General features: G+C 70.8%; 19 protein-coding genes and 1 pseudogene. 5 read left to right on the top strand and 15 right to left on the bottom strand.

Translation table 11 applies throughout. The features are described 5' to 3' along the window. Window positions 1-77: 77 nt before the first annotated feature. The 3 genes from ABZ208_RS25420 to rimP form a co-directional block, all read right to left on the bottom strand. On the bottom strand, window positions 78-356 hold the full coding sequence (locus ABZ208_RS25420; RefSeq protein WP_356911772.1) for a YlxR family protein: 279 nt from the start codon (window positions 354-356) through the stop codon (window positions 78-80). A 120-nt stretch (window positions 357-476) separates the two neighbouring features. Further along, window positions 477-1472 (bottom strand): transcription termination factor NusA, encoded by a 996-nt coding sequence (nusA, locus tag ABZ208_RS25415; RefSeq protein ID WP_328395815.1) that lies wholly within the window; start codon window positions 1470-1472, stop codon window positions 477-479. A gap of 2 nt (window positions 1473-1474) precedes the next feature. After that, window positions 1475-1978 (bottom strand): ribosome maturation factor RimP, encoded by a 504-nt coding sequence (gene rimP / locus ABZ208_RS25410; RefSeq protein ID WP_356911771.1) that lies wholly within the window; start codon window positions 1976-1978, stop codon window positions 1475-1477. Window positions 1979-2143: 165 nt separating this feature from the next. Here rimP and ABZ208_RS25405 point away from each other — a divergent pair, with 165 nt between their 5' ends. Genes ABZ208_RS25405 through ABZ208_RS25395 form a run of 3 tightly spaced genes read left to right on the top strand, consistent with a single transcriptional unit; the run spans window position 2144 to window position 4025 of the window. Then, window positions 2144-2674, top strand: a complete 531-nt coding sequence (locus tag ABZ208_RS25405) for a hypothetical protein (RefSeq protein WP_356911770.1) — start codon at window positions 2144-2146, stop codon at window positions 2672-2674. After that, window positions 2671-3126, top strand: coding sequence for a DUF4439 domain-containing protein (locus ABZ208_RS25400; RefSeq protein ID WP_356911769.1), 456 nt, complete (start codon window positions 2671-2673; stop codon window positions 3124-3126). The genes ABZ208_RS25405 and ABZ208_RS25400 overlap by 4 nt, the downstream gene beginning before the upstream one ends. A gap of 23 nt (window positions 3127-3149) precedes the next feature. Next, window positions 3150-4025 (top strand): aminoglycoside phosphotransferase family protein, encoded by an 876-nt coding sequence (locus ABZ208_RS25395; protein WP_356911768.1) that lies wholly within the window; start codon window positions 3150-3152, stop codon window positions 4023-4025. A 277-nt stretch (window positions 4026-4302) separates the two neighbouring features. Here the strand turns inward: ABZ208_RS25395 and ABZ208_RS25390 are convergent, their stop codons facing one another. The 12 genes and pseudogenes from ABZ208_RS25390 to ABZ208_RS25335 all read right to left on the bottom strand — a co-directional run bounded on the left by ABZ208_RS25390 (window position 4303) and on the right by ABZ208_RS25335 (window position 20974). Further along, a complete protein-coding gene (locus ABZ208_RS25390; RefSeq protein ID WP_356911767.1) occupies window positions 4303-5997 on the bottom strand; it encodes a proline--tRNA ligase in 1695 nt (564 codons plus the stop codon). A gap of 65 nt (window positions 5998-6062) precedes the next feature. Further along, window positions 6063-6632 (bottom strand): GNAT family N-acetyltransferase, encoded by a 570-nt coding sequence (locus tag ABZ208_RS25385; RefSeq protein ID WP_356911766.1) that lies wholly within the window; start codon window positions 6630-6632, stop codon window positions 6063-6065. Window positions 6633-6683: 51 nt separating this feature from the next. Next, window positions 6684-7526, bottom strand: a complete 843-nt coding sequence (locus ABZ208_RS25380) for a GNAT family N-acetyltransferase (protein ID WP_356911807.1) — start codon at window positions 7524-7526, stop codon at window positions 6684-6686. Window positions 7527-7661: 135 nt separating this feature from the next. Then, window positions 7662-8840: a flavodoxin-dependent (E)-4-hydroxy-3-methylbut-2-enyl-diphosphate synthase gene (ispG, locus tag ABZ208_RS25375; RefSeq protein WP_328395830.1), complete on the bottom strand. Its 1179-nt coding sequence runs from the start codon at window positions 8838-8840 to the stop codon at window positions 7662-7664. A gap of 151 nt (window positions 8841-8991) precedes the next feature. Next, window positions 8992-10287, bottom strand: a complete 1296-nt coding sequence (locus ABZ208_RS25370) for a site-2 protease family protein (protein ID WP_356911765.1) — start codon at window positions 10285-10287, stop codon at window positions 8992-8994. Next, window positions 10284-11537, bottom strand: a complete 1254-nt coding sequence (gene dxr, locus ABZ208_RS25365) for a 1-deoxy-D-xylulose-5-phosphate reductoisomerase (protein WP_356911764.1) — start codon at window positions 11535-11537, stop codon at window positions 10284-10286. The genes ABZ208_RS25370 and dxr overlap by 4 nt, the downstream gene beginning before the upstream one ends. A gap of 172 nt (window positions 11538-11709) precedes the next feature. After that, window positions 11710-11962: pseudogene (locus tag ABZ208_RS25360) on the bottom strand (3-phosphoshikimate 1-carboxyvinyltransferase); the annotation flags it as partial. A gap of 106 nt (window positions 11963-12068) precedes the next feature. Next, window positions 12069-14051, bottom strand: a complete 1983-nt coding sequence (locus tag ABZ208_RS25355; RefSeq protein ID WP_356911763.1) for an acyl-CoA dehydrogenase family protein — start codon at window positions 14049-14051, stop codon at window positions 12069-12071. A 234-nt stretch (window positions 14052-14285) separates the two neighbouring features. Next, a complete protein-coding gene (locus ABZ208_RS25350) occupies window positions 14286-15731 on the bottom strand; it encodes an aldehyde dehydrogenase family protein (RefSeq protein WP_356911762.1) in 1446 nt (481 codons plus the stop codon). A 133-nt stretch (window positions 15732-15864) separates the two neighbouring features. Beyond that, window positions 15865-16851, bottom strand: a complete 987-nt coding sequence (locus ABZ208_RS25345; protein WP_356911761.1) for an EamA family transporter — start codon at window positions 16849-16851, stop codon at window positions 15865-15867. Between the two features lie 103 nt (window positions 16852-16954). Further along, window positions 16955-18568: a PucR family transcriptional regulator gene (locus ABZ208_RS25340; RefSeq protein ID WP_356911760.1), complete on the bottom strand. Its 1614-nt coding sequence runs from the start codon at window positions 18566-18568 to the stop codon at window positions 16955-16957. 108 nt (window positions 18569-18676) lie between these two features. Further along, window positions 18677-20974, bottom strand: coding sequence for an ATP/GTP-binding protein (locus ABZ208_RS25335; protein ID WP_356911759.1), 2298 nt, complete (start codon window positions 20972-20974; stop codon window positions 18677-18679). A 164-nt stretch (window positions 20975-21138) separates the two neighbouring features. Here ABZ208_RS25335 and ABZ208_RS25330 point away from each other — a divergent pair, with 164 nt between their 5' ends. Both ABZ208_RS25330 and gabT read left to right on the top strand, forming a co-directional pair. Then, window positions 21139-21690: a hypothetical protein gene (locus tag ABZ208_RS25330; protein WP_356911758.1), complete on the top strand. Its 552-nt coding sequence runs from the start codon at window positions 21139-21141 to the stop codon at window positions 21688-21690. Window positions 21691-21845: 155 nt separating this feature from the next. Next, complete coding sequence (gene gabT, locus ABZ208_RS25325) at window positions 21846-23195, top strand: 4-aminobutyrate--2-oxoglutarate transaminase (RefSeq protein WP_356911757.1); 1350 nt, start codon at window positions 21846-21848, stop codon at window positions 23193-23195. Window positions 23196-23346: the final 151 nt, after the last annotated feature.

Genomic DNA, 23346 nt, shown 5'->3' with positions numbered 1-23346 from the left:
GCTCATCGCAATCTCGACCTACTTCCAACTCGCGAGGTACCTGACCGCACGGTGTTCCGTGCCGTACTTCTTTCTTCTTACGGTGCTGCCTGCTCAACATGCCGCCGTACATCAGCGGTCTCAAGCGGACCCTGGACCCTGAAGGCCCTCGGGAACGCCCGGCGGCGGACCGCCAGGTCGAGACAGACCAAGGCGGGGTGTACATACGCACCCCGGCCGGGCAGCGTACCGCGATCATCGGGGACACATGCATCCTCGATCACCACGATGCGCAGCAGATCGCTCTTGGCCGCTCGCTCCCGGCATCCCACACAGGTTCGCTCAGGGCACACGCGGGCATGCGTCCGGCCAGACACGGCTAAGTCTACCTCCCCGCACCGACCTCACCCCTTTGGGGCAAAAATCGAACGGTTGTTGTCCAGATCTGCGCGACACCCCGCCGTCAAGCCCAACGGGATCTCCCACCGATACATTCCTCAGCCCTGGTCGGATCCCTGCTCCGTGTCCGGGCGGATGTCGATGCGCCAGCCGGTCAGACGGGCGGCGAGGCGGGCGTTCTGCCCCTCCTTGCCGATCGCCAGTGACAGCTGGTAGTCGGGAACGGTCACCCGTGCGGAGCGCGCGCCGAGATCGACCACCTCGACCTTGCTGACGCGGGCCGGCGACAGGGCGTTGGCGACCATCTCCGCCGGGTCGTCCGACCAGTCGACGATGTCGATCTTCTCGCCGTGCAGTTCGGCCATCACATTGCGCACCCGGCCGCCCATCGGGCCGATGCAGGCGCCCTTGGCGTTCAGGCCCGAACGGGTGGAGCGGACCGCGATCTTGGTGCGGTGACCGGCCTCACGGGCGATCGCCGCGATCTCGACGCTGCCGTCCGCGATTTCCGGGACCTCCAGCGCGAAAAGCTTCTTGACCAGGTTCGGGTGGGTGCGCGACAACGTCACGGACGGGCCGCGCACACCCTTGGCCACACGGACCACATAGGTACGCAGCCGCAGGCCGTGCGTGTACTCCTCGCCCGGCACCTGCTCCTGCACCGGAAGGATCGCCTCGAGCTTGTCGTCCAACTTGACCAGGACGTTCTTCGGGTCCTTGCCCTGCTGCACCTGACCTGCGACGACATCGCCCTCACGGCGCGCGTACTCACCGAAGGTCACATCGTTCTCGGCGTCCCGCAGACGCTGCTGGATGACCTGGCGGGCGGTCGTGGCGGCGATCCGGCCGAAGTCCGACGGGGTGTCGTCGAACTCCTTGGGCTCCTGGCCCTCCTCCAGATCCGCCGGGTCCTCCTTGGCCCACACGGTCACATGGCCGGTGTCCCGGCTGAGCACCACGCGCGCGTGGCGGCGGCTGCCCTCGGTGCGGTGGTACGCGATGAGGAGGGCCGATTCGATAGCCTCGACCAGCAGTTCGAAGGGAATTTCCTTCTCCTGCGCGAGGCCCTTGAGAAGCTTCACGTCGATGTCCACGGCTACGCCTCCTCTTCCTTCTCGTCTTTGTCCTTGCGATTGAACTCGATCTCCACGCGCGCCTTGGCGATCTCGGGGAATTCGACCCGCCGGGCGGTGGGCTTGCGCCCCTTCACGCCGGGCACTTCGAGATCGAGTCCGGTGTCGTCCACGGTGAGGATGCGGGCCACCAGCTCGCCGCCCTCGTGCAGCTGCAGCCTGACCAGCCGGCCGGTCGCGCGCACGTAGTGGCGGTGTTCGTTCAGGGGCCGGTCGGCGCCGGGCGAGCTGACCTCCAGGACGTACTCGCCCTCACCCATGGCGTCCGTCTCGTCGAGCTTGTCGGAGATGACGCGGCTCAGCTCGGCACATGCGTCCAGTTCCACGCCCTCGTCGGAGTCGACGGTGATCCTCAGCGTGCGGCGCCTGCCCGCCCGGGAGACCTCGATCTCCTCCAGATCCAGGTCGGCGGCGCTGACGAGCGGTTCCAGCAGCCCGCGCAGCCTCTCGCTCTGGGTGGTGCTCATCCGGGTGACTCCTCGGCCGCGTGTGCTGTTGTGGGATCGTCGCGTGTCAGATCAAAGGGTATCCGGTCGCGGAGGGTGTTGCCGTCCACCGGCCCCGGACCCGCAGGTACGCTCGCCTGCGGCGATGATCATCGCAAGCCATGACGAGGCCCGAGGGAGACAGGCGTGGGGCGCACGGGGACGACACGCAGGCGCGCGCTCGTGGTGACGGGGGCCGCCGCGGCGGGCCTGTTGACGGGTTGTTCGACGGACGCGCCCGCCGGCCGGCGTACCTCGGGTTCCCCTTCCGACCCCGCACGCGCCGAGGCGGCGCTGCACCGCAGGCTCGCCGCGGCCAGCCGGGCGCTGCGGGACGAGTACGACCTCGTGATCGCCCAACATCCCGTGCTGGCGGGCCGGTTGGCACCGCTACGGGCGGCGGTCGACCAGCATGTGAGGGCTCTGGCCCCCGCTCCCGGCGTCCTTGCGTCGCCCTCCGCATCCCCCTCCTCGTCCCCTGCGCCGTCCCCGTCGGCTTCGGTCGCCGCCGAACCGGGTGCCGCGCTCAAGGCGCTGGCCGCGGCCGAGCGCCGTACCTCGCAGGCGCACACGGCGTCCCTGGCCGAAGCCGAACCGGAACTGGCCCGTCTGCTGGCCTCCGTCGCGGCTGCCGGTGCAGCGCATGCGTACCTGCTGACGAAGGGGGACGCGCGATGACCGGACTGGACTCCTCCGCGAAGGCCACGCTGGAGGCCGCCCAGGCCGCACTCGCCGCCGAGCATGCGGCGGTGTACGGGTACGGGGTGGTCGGCGGCCGGGTCGGCGACCACCGCGAGGCCGAGGCGGAGGCCGCGTACGCCGCCCACCGGGCTCGGCGCGACGCGCTGACGCGCACCGTGCGCGATCTGAAGGGCGAACCAGTGGCGGCGGCCGCGGCGTACGCACTGCCGTTCCCGGTACCGGATGCGGCAGCGGCCGTACGGCTCGCCGCGGAGCTGGAGGACCGGATCGCGGGCGTCTACTCCGACCTCGTCCGGGCGGCGGAAGGCGCGTTGCGCCTGGAGGCCGCGGGCGCGCTGCAGGAGGCGGCGGTCCGCGCGGTGCGCTGGCGCGGCAGCGGCGTAGCCTTTCCTGGGCTCACCGAGCGTGCGGTGGGCAACAACCGCTGAAGCGGAAAGGGAACAACGAGCGTATGGCTTTCGAACCGCCGCAGCGGCTGGTCCGGGCACTCGGTGAGGGCGACGACTGGCTCGGGCAACTGCCGGGCCTCGCCCAGGAGGCGGTGGACCGGAGCGGTCTGGAAGTCGAACGCGTCATGGCCCCGGGCGGCAGGAGCAGTCTGGTCCTTCTGGTGCGACAGCCCGACGGCACCCCCGCCGCACTGAAGGTCGCCCCACCGTCGGCCTCCCCCGAGCTGGAACGGGCGGCGCTCGAGCACTGGAACGGCTGGGGTGCGGTACGGCTGCTGGGCGCTGCCGACGACGCGCTGCTGCTGGAGCGCCTCCAGCCCGATGTCTCACTGCGCTCCCTGCCGGAGGCGAAGGCGCTGCTGGAGGCGGCGGGCACCGTACGGCGGCTGTGGGTCGAGCCGCCGGCGGACCACGCCTTCGAGACAGTCGCGCAGCGTACGTCCCGACAGGCCGTGGCGATGCGGGAGTTCGATGACCCGGGGGCGGCAGAGCTGGTCTCGGCGGCGCTGGACGCGCGCGACGAACTCGCCGCGTTCACACCCGAAGAGGAGCTGCTGCACGGCAACTTCCGCCAGGGCAAGGTGCTTTCGGGCGACCGGACGCCATGGCTCGCGGTCGGCCCGGAGCCCTTGGTGGGCGAACGCGCCTACGACCTGGCCCGGTTGGTCCGCGACCGGGTCGAGGACCTGATCGCGACCTCTGCGGGCGCGTCGGCGGCCCGCCGCCGTGTGAACAAGCTCGCGGACTCCCTGGAGGTGGACCGCGACCGGCTGCGGGGCTGGACGCTGTTCCGGGCCGTGGAGTCGGGCACACGGGCGATTGCCGCGGGGCGGCTCCAGGAGGGGGAACTGGCGCTGGAGTTCGCGGGCTGGTTGTAGCCGGGGCGGGTGCGCTGCCCAGGGGCGCGTTCCCCCACCCCGCCCCTGCCGATGACCGGGGGCTCTCCCCCGGACCCCCGCGCCTCGAGCGCCGGCGAGGCTGAATTGCCGGGCTGCGCCAGCCCGTCCGGAGGTCCCCCCGGACGCAGTCCAGGGGGAGATTGAGGACACCGCCCGAAGGGCGGTACGGGGCCCGGGGCTTGCCCCGGTCACGGGAAATGGGGATCCCCCCACGCCGCAGGGCGTAGGGGGAGGGACGGGGCAACGCCCCCGCTACCTACGCGCGCAGGCGGGCGATCGCCTCCGCCACCGAAAGCTCCTCGCGCTCCCCCGTCCGCCGGTCCTTCAGCTCCAGCACTCCCTCGCCCGAGCGGCGCCCGGCCACCAGGATCTTCGGGACGCCGATCAGCTCCGCGTCGGTGAACTTCACGCCCGGTGAGACACCCGCCCGGTCGTCCACCAGCACCCGCAGGCCCGCGGCGCCGAGCTGCTCGGCGACGTCGAGCGCCAGCTCCGTCTGCAGCGCCTTGCCCGCGGCGACGACGTGGACGTCGGCCGGGGCGATCTCGCGGGGCCAGCACAGGCCCTGCTCGTCGGCGGTCTGCTCGGCCAGTGCCGCCACCGCGCGTGAGACGCCGATGCCGTACGAGCCCATGGTGACGCGGACCGGCTTGCCGTTCTGACCGAGCACGTCGAGCTGGAACGCGTCGGCGTACTTGCGGCCGAGCTGGAAGATGTGACCGATCTCGATGGCGCGGTCCAGCTTCAGGCCGGTCGCGCACGCGGGGCACGGGTCGCCGTCCTCGACCACGACGACGTCCAGGTACTCGTCGACCTCGAAGTCACGGCCCGCCACGACGTTCTTCGCGTGCGTGTCCGGCTTGTTGGCACCGGTGATCCACGCCGTGCCGGGCGCGATGCGCGGGTCGGCGATGTAGCGGACCTTCTCCAGGCCCTGCGGGCCGACGTATCCGCGGACCAGGTCGGGGCGGTCGGTGAAGTCGTCGGCGGTGACCAGCTCGACGGTCGCCGGCGCCAGATGGTCGCCCAGCTTGCCCAGGTCGACCTCGCGGTCGCCCGGCACGCCCACGGCGACGATCTCACCGTCGACCTTGACCAGCAGGTTCTTCAGGGTCGCGGAGGCCGGGACGCCGAGGTGGTCGGCGAGCGTCTCGATGGTCGGGGTGTCGGGGGTGTCCAGCTCCTCGACCGGACCGTGCGCCGCACCGTCGACGGGGGCGAGCGCGAAGGTGACGGCCTCGGTGTTGGCCGCGTAGTCGCACGAGGGGCAGTACACGAAGGTGTCCTCGCCTGCCGCGGCCGGGGCGAGGAACTCCTCGGACGCCGAACCGCCCATGGCGCCGGAGACCGCGGAGACGATCTTGTGGTCGAGGCCGAGGCGCTCGAAGATCTTGACGTATGCCTCGCGGTGCAGGGCGTACGACTCGGCGAGGCCCTCGTCCGTGGTGTCGAAGGAGTACGAGTCCTTCATCTGGAACTCACGGCCGCGCAGGATGCCGGAGCGCGGACGCGCCTCGTCGCGGTACTTGGTCTGGATCTGGTAGAGGATCACCGGCAGGTCCTTGTAGGACGTGCACTGGTCCTTGACCAGCTGGGTGAAGATCTCTTCGTGGGTCGGGCCGAGCAGGTAGTCGGCGCCCTTGCGGTCCTTGAGGCGGAACAGCTCAGCGCCGTACTCCTCCCACCGGCCCGTGGCCTCGTACGGCTCCTTGGGCAGCACGGCCGGCAGCAGAACCTCCTGCGCGCCGATCGCGTCCATCTCCTCGCGTACGACGCGGGTGACGTTCTCCAGGACCCGCTTCCCGAGGGGCAGCCAGGACCAGATGCCGGCGGCGTTGCGGCGGACATAACCGGCACGGACGAGCAGCTTGTGGCTGAGCGTCTCGGCGTCGGCCGGGTCGTCGCGCAGTGTCTTGATCATCAGACGGGACATGCGCTGGACCTGGGCCATGGTGAACTCCTGCTCGGAACGTGTGATGTGCAGGAGGTTAGCCGGGCCGCACGTGCAGGCGGAAATCAGTTCCCCCGCTGCAGCGGCAGCGCAGCCCCCATCACCGCATACGGACTCGGCGCGCTCGGGAACATGACCTGCCTGGCCAGGTCCTGGTAGCCGAGGCTGCGGTACAGGGCACGGGCCGGGCTCTCTGTGTCGATCGCGGACAGGATCGAGCGGGGCTCGTCCGCGGTGTCGGTGATCGTGGTGATCAGCTCCCGTCCGATGCCGCGCCCCTGGAATTCGGGGTGCACATGGAGTTCGGTGATCACGAAGGCGTCGTTCAGCCAGCCCGCGTTGCCCGTGCTGTGCAGATACGGCTCGACGATGGTGGACCACCAGTGGGTGCGCTCGTTGGGCATGCCGTAGACGAATCCGACGAGCCGGCCGGTCGCGGTGGTGGCGCCGAATGCGCGGGCGCCGCGGTTGAGCAGATGCCGCAGCACGATGTAGCGGCGGATGTCGATCTCTTCGTCGCTGAGCCCGAATGCCGTCGCCTGTACGGCAAGGGCATCGTCCACCCGCGCGGAGAGTTCGAGCGGTCCGACCACGACATCGGGTTCCTGGGACGGGTCCCCAGACAGTGCTGCCATGGCCCGAACCCTACTTGCAGCTGTCCGCCCTCTGAACCGTACGTTCCTGATTCAGAACAGCACGCTCATGAAGGCGCCGACCTCACTGAAGCCGACCCGCCGGTACGCCGCCCGGGCCGCGGTGTTGTAGTCGTTCACATAGAGGCTGACGACCGGAGAGACATCGGCGAGCGCGTAGCGCAGCACCGCCGCCATACCGGTCTCGGACAGCCCGCGCCCCCGGAACTCGGGAGCCACCCACACTCCCTGGATCTGGCAGGCCTGCGGGGTGGCCGCGCCGATCTCGGCCTTGAAGACGACCTTTCCGTCCTCGATGCGGGCGAAGGAGCGTCCGGACCCGACGAGTTCCGCGACCCGGGCCTGGTAGAGCAGACCGCCGTCGCCCGCCATCGGGGAGATGCCCACCTCTTCGGTGAACATCGCCACACACGCCGGCATGATCAGTTCCATCTCGTTCTTGCGGATCCGGCGGACCTGCGGATCGGGCTCGATGTCGTCCGGGAGCCGTTCGGTGACCATCAGGGGCTGATGGGCGCGTACGTCCCGTGCCGGACCCCAGCTCGGTTCGAGCAGCCGCCACAGCTGGGCGGTCGGCTGGGAGGGACCGACGATGGAGGAGCAGCGTCGTCCGGACCTGCGCGCGCGGTCGGCGAACGCGCGTACGGCGTCGGGAGTGGCACAGATCGGGACGAGGTTGGCACCGGAGTAGCACAGCGAGCGCAGCTGCCCGTCCGCGTACCAGCCCCACATCTCGCCGCCCAGGCGCCAGGGGTCCAGCCCGGCGACCTGGACGCGGGAGGTGACGAAAGCATTCGTCACGGGCTCGCTCTCGAGGATGGCGAGCGCTGCGCCGAGGTCGCTCGGTTCGAGGACCCGGGTGGTGGTCTGCGTCAACACGAAGGGGGCCTCACCATGCGGTCTGCTGATTTCCGCACTGTACCTGGCGTGTCCCCCGGATGGCTCGCCCACGACGAAGCCCCGGCGCAGGGCCTGCGGCGGGGCTTGATCGTTGTCGCCGGAGCGGACGGGTCAGCCGAGGGCCGCCGCGGGCTCGCCGACGGCGACCACATCGGGAGTGCCGGAGGCGACGCCGTCCTTCTCCATCTGCTCGGCGATCTTCAGTGCCTCTTCGATGAGGGTCTCGACGATCTTCGACTCGGGCACGGTCTTGATGACCTCGCCCTTGACGAAGATCTGGCCCTTGCCGTTGCCGGACGCCACACCGAGGTCGGCCTCGCGGGCCTCGCCCGGGCCGTTGACGACGCAGCCCATGACAGCGACGCGCAGCGGGACCTCCATGCCCTCCAGACCGGCGCTGACCTGGTCGGCGAGCTTGTAGACATCTACCTGGGCGCGGCCGCAGGACGGGCAGGAGACGATCTCCAGGCGGCGCTGGCGCAGGTTCAGCGATTCGAGGATCTGGATGCCGACCTTGACCTCTTCGGCGGGCGGGGCGGACAGGGACACCCGGATCGTGTCGCCGATGCCCTCGCTGAGCAGTGCCCCGAAGGCGACCGCGGACTTGATGGTGCCCTGGAAGGCGGGGCCGGCCTCGGTGACGCCCAGGTGCAGCGGGTAGTCGCACTGCGCGGCCAGCTGCCGGTAGGCGTTGACCATGACGACCGGGTCGTTGTGCTTGACGGAGATCTTGATGTCGCGGAAGCCGTGCTCCTCGAAGAGGGATGCCTCCCACAGCGCCGACTCGACGAGCGCCTCGGGGGTGGCCTTGCCGTACTTCTTCAGCAGTCGCGCGTCGAGCGATCCGGCATTGACCCCGATGCGGATCGGGGTGCCCGCGTCACCGGCCGCCTTGGCGATCTCCTTGACCTTGTCGTCGAACTGCTTGATGTTGCCCGGGTTCACCCGGACCGCGGCGCAGCCGGCGTCGATCGCGGCGAAGACGTACTTCGGCTGGAAGTGGATGTCCGCGATGACCGGGATCTGCGACTTCTTGGCGATGGTCGCGAGTGCGTCGGCGTCGTCCTGCGTGGGGCAGGCGACCCGCACGATCTGGCAGCCGGACGCGGTCAGCTCCGCGATCTGCTGCAGCGTGGCACCGATGTCCGAGGTGCGCGTCGTCGTCATCGACTGCACGGACACGGGTGCGTCACCGCCGACGGCCACCGAGCCGACCTGGATCTTGCGGCTGGCCCGGCGCTCGGCGAGCTTCGTCGGAACGGACGGCATTCCCAGAGAAATCGCGGTCATCTGCTGTGCAACCCCAAGGTGTGGATCAAGGTCCCGGATGGGCGGGCTCCGGCCTCCGAGATTACGGCACGCACCTTGCGCGCAGCACATCGCGTGGCTGTGTCCACCCATTGGTACGGGCCCGGACACCCGAGGTGTCCGGGCCCGTCATTCAGGAGATACGCACCGGGTTGACGACGTCCGCGACGAGCACGAGCAGCGTGAAGCAGACGAAGACACCCGCGACGACGTAGGCGAGCGGCATCAGCTTGGCGACGTCGAACGGGCCCGGGTCGGGCCTCTTGAACAGGCGCGCGAGCTTGCGGCGCAGGGACTCCCACAGCGCGCCCGCGATATGCCCGCCGTCAAGAGGCAGCAGCGGCAGCATGTTGAACAGGAACAGCGAGAGGTTGAAGCCGGCGATGAGGAACACAGCCATGCCCAGCGTGTTCTCCACCGGCAGTTCCATACCGAAGATCTCACCGCTGATACGGGCCGCGCCCACGATGCCGACCGGGGAGTCCGCCTTGCGTTCGGCACCGTTGAAGGCCGCGTCCCACAGGTCGGGGATCTTGGACGGCATGGCGACGAGCGCCTGGACGCCGTCCTCCATCATGATCCCCATACGGTCGATGGACTGCCCGAAGGTGAGGGGCTCGTCGATCTGCTGTGCGGTGAAGCCGAGGTAGCCGGCCTTCTGGGTGCCAGGGACGGGGTTGCCGTTGTCGTCCCTCTTGCTGACCGTGTTCTCGATGAGGGTGGCGTTCAGCACCTTCTGCTGCCCGTCACGCTCGACGGTGACGGTGACAGCCCCCCTGGACTCGCGGATGCGCTCGGACAGGGTCGGCCAGTCCGCCACCGGCTTTCCGTCGAACGCGACGATCTTGTCGCCTGACTGGAGGCCTGCGGCCTTGGCCGGGGCGATCGGGTCGCTCTTGCGGCAGTCGGTGCGCTTCTCGCTCAGCTGGATGACGCAGGGCTGGACCGCGTCGACCGTCGTGGTCTGCTGCGTCGCGCCCACGACCATGAAAACGCCGAGGAGCAGTACGAAGGCCAGGATCAGGTTCATGAACGGGCCGGCGAACATGACGATCACGCGCTTCCACGGCTTGCGCGTGTAGAAGAGGCGCTTCTCGTCGCCCGGCTGCAGTTCCTCGTACGCGGCCGAGCGGGCGTCCTCGATCATGCTGCGCCACGGGGAGGTGGAGCGGGCCTCGACCCTGCCGTCCTCACCGGGCGGGAACATGCCGATCATGCGGATGTAGCCGCCGAGCGGAATCGCCTTGAGCCCGTACTCCGTCTCGCCCTTGTTGCGTGACCAGATGGTCGGGCCGAAGCCGACCATGTACTGCGGTACGCGGATGCCGAAGAGCTTGGCGGTGGACAGATGCCCCAGCTCGTGCCAGGCGATCGAGACGAGCAGACCTACGGCGAAGACCAGTATGCCGAGGATCGTCATCCAGATCATGCGTGCGCCTCCGAGTGCTCTGCGGCGAGTTCACGGGCCCGGGCCCGGGCCCAGGTCTCCGCTTCCAGGACGTCCGCCACCGTCAGGGAAGTTCCCGGTGCGGGCACTCCGTGTTCGGTGACGACCTGAGTGACCGTATCCATGATGCCGTTGAACGGCAGCCGCCCCGCGAGAAATGCGTCCACACACTCCTCGTTCGCGGCATTGAACACCGCCGGGGCCGTTCCGCCCAGCTCGCCCACATGCCGGGCGAGTCCGACGGAGGGGAACGCCTCGTCGTCGAGCGGGAAGAACTCCCACGTCGAAGCCGTGGACCAGTCGAACGCGGGGGCCGCGTCCGGGACCCGCTCGGGCCAGCCGATACCGATGGCGATGGGGCCGCGCATGTCGGGAGGGGTGGCCTGCGCCAGTGTCGAGCCGTCGGTGAACTCCACCATGGAGTGGACGTACGACTGGGGGTGGACGACGACCTCGATACGGTCGAAGGGGATGTCGTAGAGCAGATGGGCCTCGATGACCTCGAGGCCCTTGTTGACCAGGGTGGCGCTGTTGACCGTGATCACCGGGCCCATGGCCCAGGTCGGGTGGGCCAGGGCGTCCTCGGGGGTGACGTGCGACAGGTCCGCCTTCGTACGGCCCCGGAACGGGCCGCCGGAGGCCGTCACCACCAGCTTGCGTACCTCGGCCCGGGTCCCGCAGGCCAGCGCCTGGAACAGGGCGGCGTGCTCGGAGTCGACCGGGATGATCTGGCCGGGCTTGGCGAGCGCCTTGACCAGCGGCCCGCCGACGATGAGCGACTCCTTGTTGGCCAGCGCGAGGGTACGGCCGGCTTCCAGCGCGGCAAGGGTGGGAGCGAGGCCGATGGAACCGGTGATGCCGTTGAGCACGGTGTGGCAGGGGGAGGCAGCGAGCTCGGTCGCGGCGTCCGGGCCGGCCAGGATCTCGGGCAGCGGCTCGGCACCGTACTGCTCGGCCAGCGCCTCGCGCAGGGCGGGCACCGCGTCCTCGCGCGCCACCGCGACCTTCTCCACCCCCAGCTGCCGCGCCTGCTCGGCGAGCAGCGCGACCCGGCCGCCGGCGGCGGACAGCGCGGTGACGCGGAAGCGGTCGGGGTTGCGCAGGACGAGGTCGATGGCCTGGGTGCCGATGGACCCGGTGGAGCCGAGGACCACGATGTCCCGGCGGCCTGCGCCCTCATCGGGGGCGTAGACGATGTGCGGGTCGGCCAGGGGGGATGGGCTGTCGCTCATCCCCCCATTGTGGCCGCTGTCGCTCTCGGCACTGACAGTGCGTCCCTGTGCGTCCTGCCCCGGACCGCCGCGGCCGGTGGACGCCGGTCGTTCCGGGCCTGCTGCAGCGCCCCGGATGCGGTGTGGAAACCGGGGAGGGGCTTGCGGACACAGCCGGGGCGTCGTAAGTGATGCCGAGGGTGCGAAGGGCGCCGGCGAGCAGGCCGAGGGGCCGGCGAAGCATCTGCGCGGAGACGTCGGAGCGGTAGGCGTCGGCAGGAAGCGGGCGGTGGTGGCGCCGTCCCGCTGCAGTCGTCGGCCTCGGCGACCGTGGGGCCGGTCGGGCGGCCCTCGATGCACCAGGTGTCGGGGCCGCGCTCCACCGTGTACCCGAGACGGGTCAGTCCTTCGGCGAAGCCCTCGGTGCCGTCCTGTACCAGCGGCCGCGTCCGGGCTCGATGACGGTAACGGGCGCTCGTCCCGCCCGCGAAAGCCACGGGCGGGCGGGGTACGTCCAGCGTGTGGACGCACCCCGCCCGCCTCGGGTCCGGCTCAGTGGATCGGGCGGTGGACGTTCGCTCGGGTCGTGGGGCCCGGGGTTGCGTCCGCGATCCAGGGGCCTTCGCCACTGGGGTCGATGACGCCCTCCTCCAGCCAGGTGTACGTACCGGACAGGACGCCGTCCACGACCTTGCGGTCCAGGTCGTCGGTGTTGGACCACAGACGCGTGAACAGTTCCTCGACGCGGATACGGGACTGGTGGCAGAAGACGTCGGCCAGTTGGTACGCCTCGCGGCCGTGCTCGCCGGCCAGGCGCATGTGCTCGGCCCGTACGCAGGCCGCGCTCATCGCGAACAGCTCGGCGCCGATGTCGACGATCCGGCCCAGGAAGCCCTGCTTGGTCTCCATGCGGCCCTGCCAGCGCGACATCGCGTAGAAGGTGGACCGGGCCAGCTTGCGGGCGTTCCGCTCGACGTAGCGCAGATGCGCGGCGAGGTCGGGATGCCCGGCCGGGTGGAACTCCGCGTAGGTACGGGGCAGATGACCGGGCCCGGTGACCAGTTTGGGCAGCCAGCGGGCGTAGAAGGCCGCCGCGTTCGCCCCCGCCTTGGCCTTGGCCGAGAACGGCTTGTCGGGGTCGATGATGTCGCCGGCGACCGCGAGATGGGCGTCGACCGCCTCACGGGCGATCAGCAGGTGCATGATCTCGGTCGAACCCTCGAAGATGCGGTTGATGCGCATGTCGCGCAGCATCTGCTCGGTCGGTACGGCCCGTTCGCCGCGCGCCGCGAGCGATTCGGCGGTCTCGAAGCCGCGGCCGCCGCGGATCTGGACCAGTTCGTCGGCCATGAGCCAGCCCATCTCGGAGCCGTAGAGCTTGGCCAGCGCTGCCTCGATGCGGATGTCGTTGCGGTCCTCGTCGGCCATCTGGGAGGAGAGGTCGACGACCGCCTCCAGCGCGAACGTGGTCGCCGCGATGAAGGAGATCTTGGCGCCGACCGCTTCGTGCTTGGCGACGGGCCTGCCCCACTGCTCGCGGGCCGCCGACCACTCCCGGGCGATCTTCAGGCACCACTTGCCGGAGCCGACGCACATCGCGGGCAGCGAGAGCCGGCCGGTGTTGAGCGTGGTCAGGGCGATCTTGAGGCCCGCGCCTTCGGGCCCGATGCGGTTCTCGGCGGGGACCCGCACCCGATGGAATCTGGTGACGCCGTTCTCCAGGCCGCGCAGTCCCATGAAGGCGTTGCGGTTCTCGACGGTGATGCCGTCGCTCGCCGCTTCGACGACGAAGGCCGTGATACCGCCCTTGTGGCCCTCGGACTTCGGCACCCGGGCCATGACCACGAGGAGGTCGGCGACGACCCCGTTGGTGGTCCACAGCTTGACGCCGTCGAGGATGTACGAGTCGCCGTCCGGGACGGCCGTGGTGGCCAGGCGGGCGGGGTCGGAGCCGACGTCCGGCTCGGTGAGCAGGAAGGCCGAGATGGCACTGGTGGCCAGTCGCGGCAGGAACTTGTCCTTCTGCTCCTGGGTGCCGAACTGCTTCAGCGGCTGGGGAACACCGATCGACTGGTGCGCCGACAGCAGCGCGCCGATCGCAGGGTTCGCCGAACCGACCAGGGCGAGGGCCTTGTTGTAGTACACCTGCGTGAGACCGAGGCCGCCGTACTTGGGGTCCGTCTTCATGCCGAGGGCACCGAGCTCCTTGAGCCCGTTGATGACCTCGTCGGGGATCCGCGCCTCGCGCTCGATGAGCGCGCCGTCGATCTTCGTCTCACAGAAGTCGCGCAGTTTCGACAGGAATTCCTCGCCCCGCCTGGTGGCCTCACCGGAGGGCATCGGGTGCGGGTGGATCAGGTCGAGCCGGAAGCGGCCCAGGAACAGTTCCTTGGCGAAGCTCGGCTTGCGCCAGGACTGTTCGCGCGCGGCTTCGGCGACCTGTCGCGCTTCGCGCTCGCTGACCTTCGGGGTGTGGGGTTGGTCGATCGGTGTCTGGAGTGACGTGTCGACGGGCTTGTCGGGTGGTGCGGACATGAGGCTCACCTCGCCGCGAGTCGGGGTCGTGCCGGGCGTCGGCCGGGGCGCGCCGGTACCGGCCGGTGCTACTCGTCCGTAGTACCCGATTCCTTCCCACCCCACCAGTGGGTGTACCGCAGTGGAGGGAACCTGGGGGAATCCTGACCCTCTAACCGGTCGAGGAGCCCGTCCGGGGGACGGCAACGGCCGGAGCCCCCGCACAGTGGGCTCCGGCCGTCGGTCCGTCGTGTACTAGAGGGCGAGGCCCGTCAGGACCAGCACCCGCTCGTACGTGTAGTCGTCCATCGCGAAGCGCACACCCTCGCGGCCGACGCCGGACTGCTTGGCGCCGCCGTACGGCATCTGGTCGGCACGGTAGGACGGAACGTCTCCGACGATCACGCCGCCGACCTCGAGGGCACGGTGGGCGCGGAAGGCGGTCTGCACGTCGTGCGTGAACACGCCCGCCTGCAGGCCGTACTTGGAGTCGTTGACGGCCGCGAAGGCCTCCGCCTCGCCGTCCACCTTCGTCACCGTGAGCACGGGTCCGAAGACCTCCTCGCAGGCCAGGGTGACATCGCCCGGGACCTCGGTGAGAACGGTGGGCGCGTACGAGGCACCGTCACGCTTGCCGCCCGCCAGCAGCTTGGCGCCGCCGCGCACGGCCTCGTCGACCCAGGACTCCACCCGCTGGGCGGCGTCCTCGCTGACGAGCGGGCCGACATCGGTGACGGAGTCGGACGGGTCGCCGGTGACCTGGGCCTCGACCGCAGCGACGATCTTCGGCAGCAGCCGGTCGTACACGGTCGCGTCGGCGATCACGCGCTGCACGGAGATGCAGGACTGGCCGCCCTGGTAGTTCGAGAAGGTGGCGATACGGGTCGCCGCCCAGTCCAGGTCCGCCTCGGAGGACCAGTCGGCGAGGACCACGGCCGCGCCGTTGCCGCCGAGCTCCAGGGTGCAGTGCTTGCGCGGGACGGAGTCCATGATCGCGTAGCCGACCTTGTCGGAGCCGGTGAAGGAGATGACCGGCAGGCGCTCGTCCTGGACGAGGGCGGGCATCTGGTCGTTCGGGACCGGGAGAACGGACCAGGAACCGGCGGGCAGCTCGGTCTCGGCCAGCAGTTCACCGAGGATCAGGCCGGACAGCGGCGTCGCCGGGGCGGGCTTGAGGATGATCGGTGCGCCGACGGCGATGGCCGGGGCGATCTTGTGGGCGCACAGGTTCAGCGGGAAGTTGAACGGCGCGATGCCGAGCACGACACCCTTGGGGAAGCGGCGGGTGAGCGCGAGGCGGCCCTGGCCGCCGGCGTCGGTGTCGAGGCGCTGGGCCTCGCCGCCGTTGAAGCGCCGGGCCTCCTCGGCCGCGAACCGGAAGACGGAGACGGCGCGGCCGACCTCGCCACGCGCCCACTTGATCGGCTTGCCGTTCTCGGCGGAGATCAGCTGGGCGATCTCCTCGGTGCGCTCGACGAGGCGCTTGGACACATGGTCGAGGGCAGCGGCGCGTACGTGGGCCGGCGTGGCCGCGAACTCGTCCACGACGGCGTGAGCGGCGGCGACCGCCTCCTCCACCTGGGCTTCGGTGGGGACGGAGACCCTGCCGACGAGACGGTTGTCCCAGGGCGAGGTGACGTCGAAGGCGGCCTCGCCGGTGGCCTGGCGGCCGGCGAGCCAGAAGGCGTGGGTGGAAGTCATTGTCCGGGTCCCGGCCCTTCCGAAGTAGTGGGGGTGTGTCTGTGCCCCACGGTAGGACCGGGACGGCGTCAACGCGTTTGTCCGGCGTGGAGCAGTGACCGGACGCTCTCTTACGCTTTGGCGAAAGTGCAGGTCAGCGGCGCCGTTCCGTACTCACGATCAGGAACACTCCGGCCACGACGACCGTGCCGCCGACGGCGATCGGCCAGCTCAGCTGCTCGCCGAGGATCAGCGCGCCGAGCAGCACGGCGACGACCGGATTCACGTAGGCGTAGGTGGCGACCAAGGAGAGCGGGGCGGAGTGCAGCAGCCAGGCGTACGCCGTGAACGCGATCAGCGAGCCGAAGACGACGAGGTAGGCGAGGGCCAGCCAGGAGCGGCCGGAGACATCGGCGAGCACGAAGCCCCGGTGCTCGCCCCGGCCTAGGGCGACCAGCAGGCAGCCGATGCCGCCCGCGACCATCTCGTACGCGCTGGCCGCGAACGGATTGGCGGGCATGGGGATGCGCGACGAGGAGAAGGAGCCGATCGACCACATGGCGGTGGCGGCGATCACGGTGAGCACGCCTGTGATGCGCACCTGGCCGCTGAGGCCCGGCAGGGTCAGGACGGCGAGTCCCGCGAGGCCCAGTGCGACGCCGAGGTAGGCGGCGAGGCCCGGGCGCTCGCCGAACCCGGTGCGCAGGAGGACCACCCACGCGGGCACGACGGCGATGAGCAGCGCGGCGAGCCCTGAGGGCACGGTCGTCTCGGCGAGGACGACGAGTCCGTTGCCACCGAGGAGCAGCAGGAGGCCGACGATCGCGGCGGAGGTGAGCTGGGCACGGGTCACCCTGAGCGCGGAAGCGCCCTGCTTCCACGCGACCAGCGCTGCCAGGAGCAGACCGGCGACGACGAACCGGCCGGCCGCCGAGAGGAAGGGCGGCATGGTCTCGACGACGATGCGGATGCCGAGGTACGTGGAGCCCCAGACGACATAGACGATGGCGAGGGCGGCCCAGACCGCTCCGGGTATCCGGCGGCCGGGGACGGCGGATCCGGACGCGGCGGGCGCGGTGATGCCGGGGGTGCGGCCGGGCGCGGAAGGGCCGGCTTCAGAAGTGCTGGAGTTGGTGACCACAGGGCATGACATTAAATACTTCAGCAATTAACTTCCAGATTTATGCCCGGTTCCGGGCACAGGAACGCGAAATATCTCCGCTTCCGGGTCGCAGGGCTCCGGATCACTGGTCCGTCGACGGCTCCGGCGTCGCCGAGGCGGACACCGGGCCGGCCGTGTCCATGGCCGGAACGGCCGTCGTCTTCAGGGCCAGCCACAGCTCCATACGGACATCCGGGTCGTCCAGCGAGCGGCCCAGGATCTCCTCCACGCGGCGCATCCGGTAGCGCAGTGTGTGGCGGTGCACGCCGAGGTCCGCGGCTGCGGCGTCCCACTGGCCGTGCCGCGAGAGCCAGGCGCGCAGCGAGGCGACCAGGTCACCGCGGCCGGTCGCATCGTGTTCGTAGAGAGCGCGGAGCATGCCGTCCGCGAAGGCGCGTACGGCGTCGTCGGCGAGCAGCGGGAGGATCGAGCCGGTCGCCAGTTCCTCGTGCTCGACCAGGGCCCGCCCGCGGCGCCGGCCCACGGAGAGCGCCTGCTCGGCCTGCTTGTACGCCCCGGCCGCCGCTATCGGGCCGGTCGGCGCGGAGAACCCTATGTACATCTCGGTCTCCGCGGCTTCCTTGTCGCCGTACGCGTCCACGCACGCCGCGACCACGGCGCCGCCGTCCGCGGCCAGCACCACGAGCCGGTCGTCGGTGTCCGGGACGGCCAGCAGTGCCTCACCGGCCCGCGCGGCAGCCGATTCCAGCAACTCGGTGAGCACCGGGAGGGGACCGGCCGTGGGGTCGGCCTCGCCGGCCGGTTCGGCGATGAGCAGCCGGAAGGGGGCGTCCAGCAGGCCGCCGTACAGATCACCGGCGACCGCCCGCGCGTGGTCCGGCTGGCCGGAGAGCAGCATCCGCAGCACCGCGGCACCCAGGCGCTGCTCGGCCGCCTGGAGCGAGCGGGAGCGCGCGGTGGACAGGGTCAGCAGCGCGACCGCGGAGTGCACGGCATAGCGCTCCGCGGTGCCCAGCGGCGCGCCTGTACCGACCGCGAGCGCGCCGCGCACCCGGCGTCCGGTGCCCAGGGTCTGGAGCTCGACCCGGTCGTCGTCCGAGTCGCCGACCACGGCACTCGCGGGTGCGGCGCGCTCGCGCAGCCTTTCCACGTCGTGGGTCAGCCGGGCAGCGCGGCGTGCGGCCCACTCCGGTGCGGCGGCGACGACAGCGCCGGACGCGTCGTACAGCGCGGCCCAGCCGTCGACATGGGAAGCGAGCCGGGCGATCACAGCGTCGGGCCCCTCGGCGAGCGCTGCCCGGGTCAGCTCGCGCTGGGCCTCGAACCCGGCGGTCACGGCCCGGTACTGGTCGGCGGCGATCGCGGCCGACACGGCCTTGCTGATCGCGAGGAACGGCGTGCGCCGCGGCACGGCGAGCAGCGGCAGCCCCTCCTCCTTCGCCGCCTCGACCAGCGCGTCCGGGATGTCCTCGTAGTAGACCCCGACAGCGAATCCGAGGCCCACCACACCTGCTCCGACGAGCCTGCGCACATAGCGGCGCATCGCCTCGGGGTCCTCGGCGTCCAGGGTCATGGCGGTGACGAGCAGCAGTTCGCCGCCCTCCATGTAGGGCACGGGATCGGCGAGCTCGCTGACATGGGCCCAGCGCACGGGCACCTCGAGCCGGTCCTCGCCGGCGCGCACGGTGAGTTTGAGCGCCGAATGCTGGACGAGCGAGGCGAGCGTGGGCGGCATGGGGACCGTGGGCCCTTCGAGCGGGAGGTGCGGAGCATTTCGCCGTCCCGTATGAACGGCATACCTCGATTCTGCCAGGACGTAGCAGTCCGGGGGGCCGTCGGGCGGTCAGGTTCGCAGATCCACGAGCAGGGGTGGTGCGTACTCGCCCCGTACGGTCGTGAGCGAGAGCACCGCATGCCCGGCGGGCAGCCCGTGGGCCAGGTCGGACGCCGACCAGCGGGCGCGTTCGACCTCGCGGACGGTGACCGCCTCGGCGGTGGTCGCCTTGCCGGTGACCAGGCGGCGCAGCATGTGCAGCGCCTTGGTCAGAGGTTCGTCCGACACGATCTGCCGGTTGGTGACGTCGCGGGTCTGCACCCACTCGGTGCCCCACATCTCGGCGAACCGGCCGCCGTCCCAGGGGGCGAGGCCCGCGAACGCCATGCGGCAGCCGACCGCGCCGAGCAGCGGATCGCGCAGCGCCTCCGGTACGTCCTCCAGGGTGCGCAGCGCGAGCACCACGCCGGCGTGAGCGGAACGCAGACGCTGGACGGCCCGTACGGAGTCGGCCGTGACGGTGTACGTCGCGTCGTCGAGGACCAGGCAGGCGAACAGCGAACGGTCCGAACGGGCGAGTGCGGCCTCGGTGAACTGGGCGAGGACGAGCCTGGCGATGATCCGGGAGGCCTCGGCGTGGCCGCGCTCGGGCAGGTCGACACGGACGCGCAGGGGGTGCTCGATGGCCCGCAGCGAGAACTGCCGGCCGGCGCCGTCGGTTCGGAAGAAGTCCGCGAACGCGGGCCGGTCGAGGAAGGCGATCCGCTCGGCGAGCAGCACGCCGATGTCGTCGGCGCGCTCCGACTGCCGTGCGCGGGCGTCGAGTTCGCGCAGCTGCGACACCTCTCCTGCGGCATCGAGCGCGGCGCGCAGGTCCCCCAGCGGGCCGGGTGCCCCGCCGACGAGATCCCGCAGTTCCGGTACGCCCGGGAAATGAGCGTGGACCCGGTGGTACGGGCCGATCAGCTGCGCGAGCGCGGTGGCCGCGCGCCTGCTGTCGGCGACCAGGTCACCCACGAGCGCCTCGGCGAGGATGCGTGCGGCCTCGTCGGCGTCGTCGGCCCCGCCGTACAGATCGAGGTCATGGGTGGAGTCGGGCCGGCCCGGCGCGATGACCAGGTCGAAGGAGTCGTCCGGGGTCAGTGTGGTGCCCCGGGCGGTGACGGCGACGACGGCGGCGCGGTTGGCGAGCGCCTGCAGGCACAGCGACTCGACGACAGGGCGCACCAGGCGCACGGTCTTGCCCGAGCCCGAGGGTCCGACGGCGAGCAACGAGGTGCCGAGCAGCGCGGGTTCGAGAGCGACACCCGTGGTACGGCGGGCATAGGGGTTGCGGGTGTCGTCCACGGCCGTGCCGATCTTGACCTGGGAGATCGCCAGATCGTGCGTGGCGGTGCGCACCGGCAGGTCCCGTACGCCCGAAGGGTGCGCGCACGCGGCGGCGCCGTGCCGGCGCACGGTGTCCGCGAAGGCCGGCAGCCGCTCGGGCCTGGCGTGCACTGTCTGCCAGGCCCGCCGGATCCGGGCGTAGTCCACGTCGCCGAGCTGTCCGGCACGGGTCGCCTCGGCGAGCCGGGCTGCCGCCTCGGCCATCCCGGCGGCGCGCAGTTCGGGCCAGTCGGCGGGGTCGCTGCCGGGCACGGGGGGCGGCGGAGCGGCGGCCTCGCCCATGCGCCGACGCACGAGCGGCCATGTGCCGATGCGCCCGACAGCCGCGACGAGCGCCGCCACGAGCAGTACGTAGTAGATGTTCGACACCCAGGTCAGCCATGCAACGGTCCGCGGCATCTCGCGCCACACACCCGGCAGCAGCACGAACAACGGCCAGAGCGGCACGCCGTACCGCTGCCAGATCTCGCGCCAGTTGCCGACGCGGCCGAATCCGACGGCGAGCAGGCCCAGGACGAGGGCGTCGTAGAGATACGTCGCCGCCACGTACCACTCCACGTGGGGGCTGGATGCCGACCTCCATTCGTCGGGCACCAGCCACAGCATCGGCAGCAGCCACCACTCGTCGACGAAGATCCACCACCCCTCGAGATAGCCGTGCCACAGCAGCGACCAGACCAGCCAGCCACAGAGGTACGCGATGAAGGCGCCGCTGAACAGCTGGCGGGCGGGGACCGGTTCCGGCTCTTCCTGCGGCCGCTCACGGTGGCCGAGCCGCCAGACGCCCGGTGCGGCCGGAGGCCTCGGGGTGCGCAGCCACTGCGCGACGGCAGGGCGGGTGACCGGCGCATGAGCGGGCAGCGCGGGCATTCCGGGAGGCACGGCCGGCACTGCCGGCACACCCTGCGGCGGCGCGGCGGGCCGCGGCACGGGATCGGCTCGTGTGCCGCGCGCGTCGAATGTGCCTTCGGATTCCATGAACCGCTGCCCCCTGACCAGCCAGGCCCGCTCTGTGCAGGGTCAATCTAGTGCCCCCGCGTGGGGAGTTCACCGACTCCGGCCGTGTGGTGACGGACAGGAACGGACAGGACCGGAACATCCGGGGCTTCCCCCCAGCCGCCCGGCGTTGCCATGATCAGCCCATGACTGACGCAAAGTCACCGGTGTACGAGGCACGGTTCGGCTGGGACCGCAGGACGGTTGGCGCCCTGACCATCTCGGTCGTCTTCACCGCGGCCCTTCTGCTGCCCGACACCCCACTCCTCGCGCAGCTCCTGGGCATACCGCTGTTCGCCGGAGGCGGGCTGCTCATGACGCTCAACTCGCTGACCCGCAAGGTGGCGCTGCGGGTCGACGGCACGGGCGTACTCCTCGGCGGTGCGCCACTGCGCTACCGGTCGACCACCGCGCACGTTCCCTGGGCGGACATCACGGCGGTCGTGCTCTGGCAGCAGGCGATGCAGAACTCCACGATGCCGTGGGTGGGCGTGGCCCGCCACGACGGGAAGGCGCCGCTGCCCGGCCCCGGCCAGGGCCCCCGCGCCCGCGCCGCGATGCGGTTCCTCGTGCCGAACGTCCCGGTCGATGTGGCCATGGCGTCGCGCGCGGTGAACGGCTGGCGTCTGGACCGGGCCCGCCTGGCTGCGGCCGTGGACCACTTCGCCCCCGGCGTCCCGGTCGTCGACGCCGGGTAGGACGGCTCCAGCGGGGATCTTCGCGTACGCCTATGTCCGTGAAGGACAACGACACGCGCCCACCACTCCCGATCGGAGCATGCCGGACCCCCTGGACCCGCCCTAGCCTGCGGAGAAAGAACAAGAAGCGTCCGGAACACCCCCAGGAGCCCCTCATGACCGAAATCCCGCAGGAGCGCCGCGTCGTCACCGCCATTCCCGGCCCGAAGTCGCAGGAGCTGCAGGCCCGCCGCACGGCCACGGTGGCCGGCGGGGTGGGGTCCGTGCTGCCCGTGTTCACGGTTCGCGCGGGTGGCGGGATCATCGAGGACATCGACGGCAACCGTCTGATCGACTTCGGCTCCGGCATCGCCGTGACCTCGGTCGGCGCCTCCGCCGAGGCCGTCGTACGCCGCGCCTCCGCACAGCTCGCCGACTTCACGCACACCTGCTTCATGGTCACGCCCTACGAGGGCTACGTCGAGGTCTGTGAGGCGCTTGCCGAGCTGACCCCGGGTAACCACGCCAAGAAGTCCGCGCTGTTCAACTCCGGCGCCGAGGCCGTCGAGAACGCCGTCAAGATCGCCCGCGCGTACACCAAGCGCCAGGCCGTCGTCGTCTTCGATCACGGTTACCACGGCCGTACGAACCTCACGATGGCGCTGACCGCCAAGAACATGCCGTACAAGCACGGCTTCGGGCCGTTCGCGCCCGAGGTCTACCGCGTGCCGGTGGCGTACGGCTACCGCTGGCCGACGGGCCCGGAGAACTGCGGCCCCGAGGCCGCCGCCCAGGCCATCGACCAGATCACCAAGCAGGTCGGCCCCGAGAACGTCGCCGCGATCATCATCGAGCCGCTCCTCGGCGAGGGCGGCTTCATCGAGCCGGCCAAGGGCTTCATGCCGGCGATCGTGAAGTTCGCCAACGACAACGGCATCGTCTTCGTCGCCGACGAGATCCAGTCCGGCTTCTGCCGCACCGGCCAGTGGTTCGCCTGCGAGGACGAGGGCATCGTCCCGGACCTGATCACCACGGCCAAGGGCATCGCGGGCGGCCTGCCGCTCGCCGCCGTCACGGGCCGCGCCGAGATCATGGACGCGCCGCACGCGGGCGGCCTCGGCGGCACCTACGGCGGCAACCCGGTGGCCTGCGCCGGTGCGCTGGGCTCCATCGAGACCATGCGCGAGCAGGACCTCAACGGCAAGGCCAAGCGCATCGAGGAGATCATGAAGGGCCGCCTCGCCGCGATGCAGGAGAAGTACGCCCACAACGATCGGTTCGTCATCGGCGACATCCGCGGCCGCGGCGCCATGATCGCCATCGAGCTGGTGAAGGACCCGGTGACCAAGGAGCCCGCCCCGGAGGCGGCGGGCGCACTCGCCAAGGCCTGCCATGCCGAGGGGCTCGTGGTGCTCACCTGCGGCACGTACGGGAACGTGCTGCGCTTCCTGCCGCCGCTGGTCATCGGCGAAGACCTGTTGAACGAGGGTCTTGACATCATCGAGAGCGCTTTCGCCCAGGTCTGACACGTCCTGTGAAGAAGGTGTGGGGGGCCGATGGCGGGTTGGAGATCCGCCTGTCGGCCCCCCGGCCACTGCCGTACGGTTTCAGCAGATGAGAGAAACACCCCGTCCGCAGGAGACTGCGGGCGACCCCAGGGCGGAGCCTCCCCAGCCC

It is taken from the genome of Streptomyces sp. NPDC006208, assembly GCF_040613775.1.
GTDB lineage: Bacteria > Actinomycetota > Actinomycetes > Streptomycetales > Streptomycetaceae > Streptomyces.
Note: the sequence above shows the minus strand (reverse complement) of the source record. Positions and strands in the feature narration are given on the sequence as shown.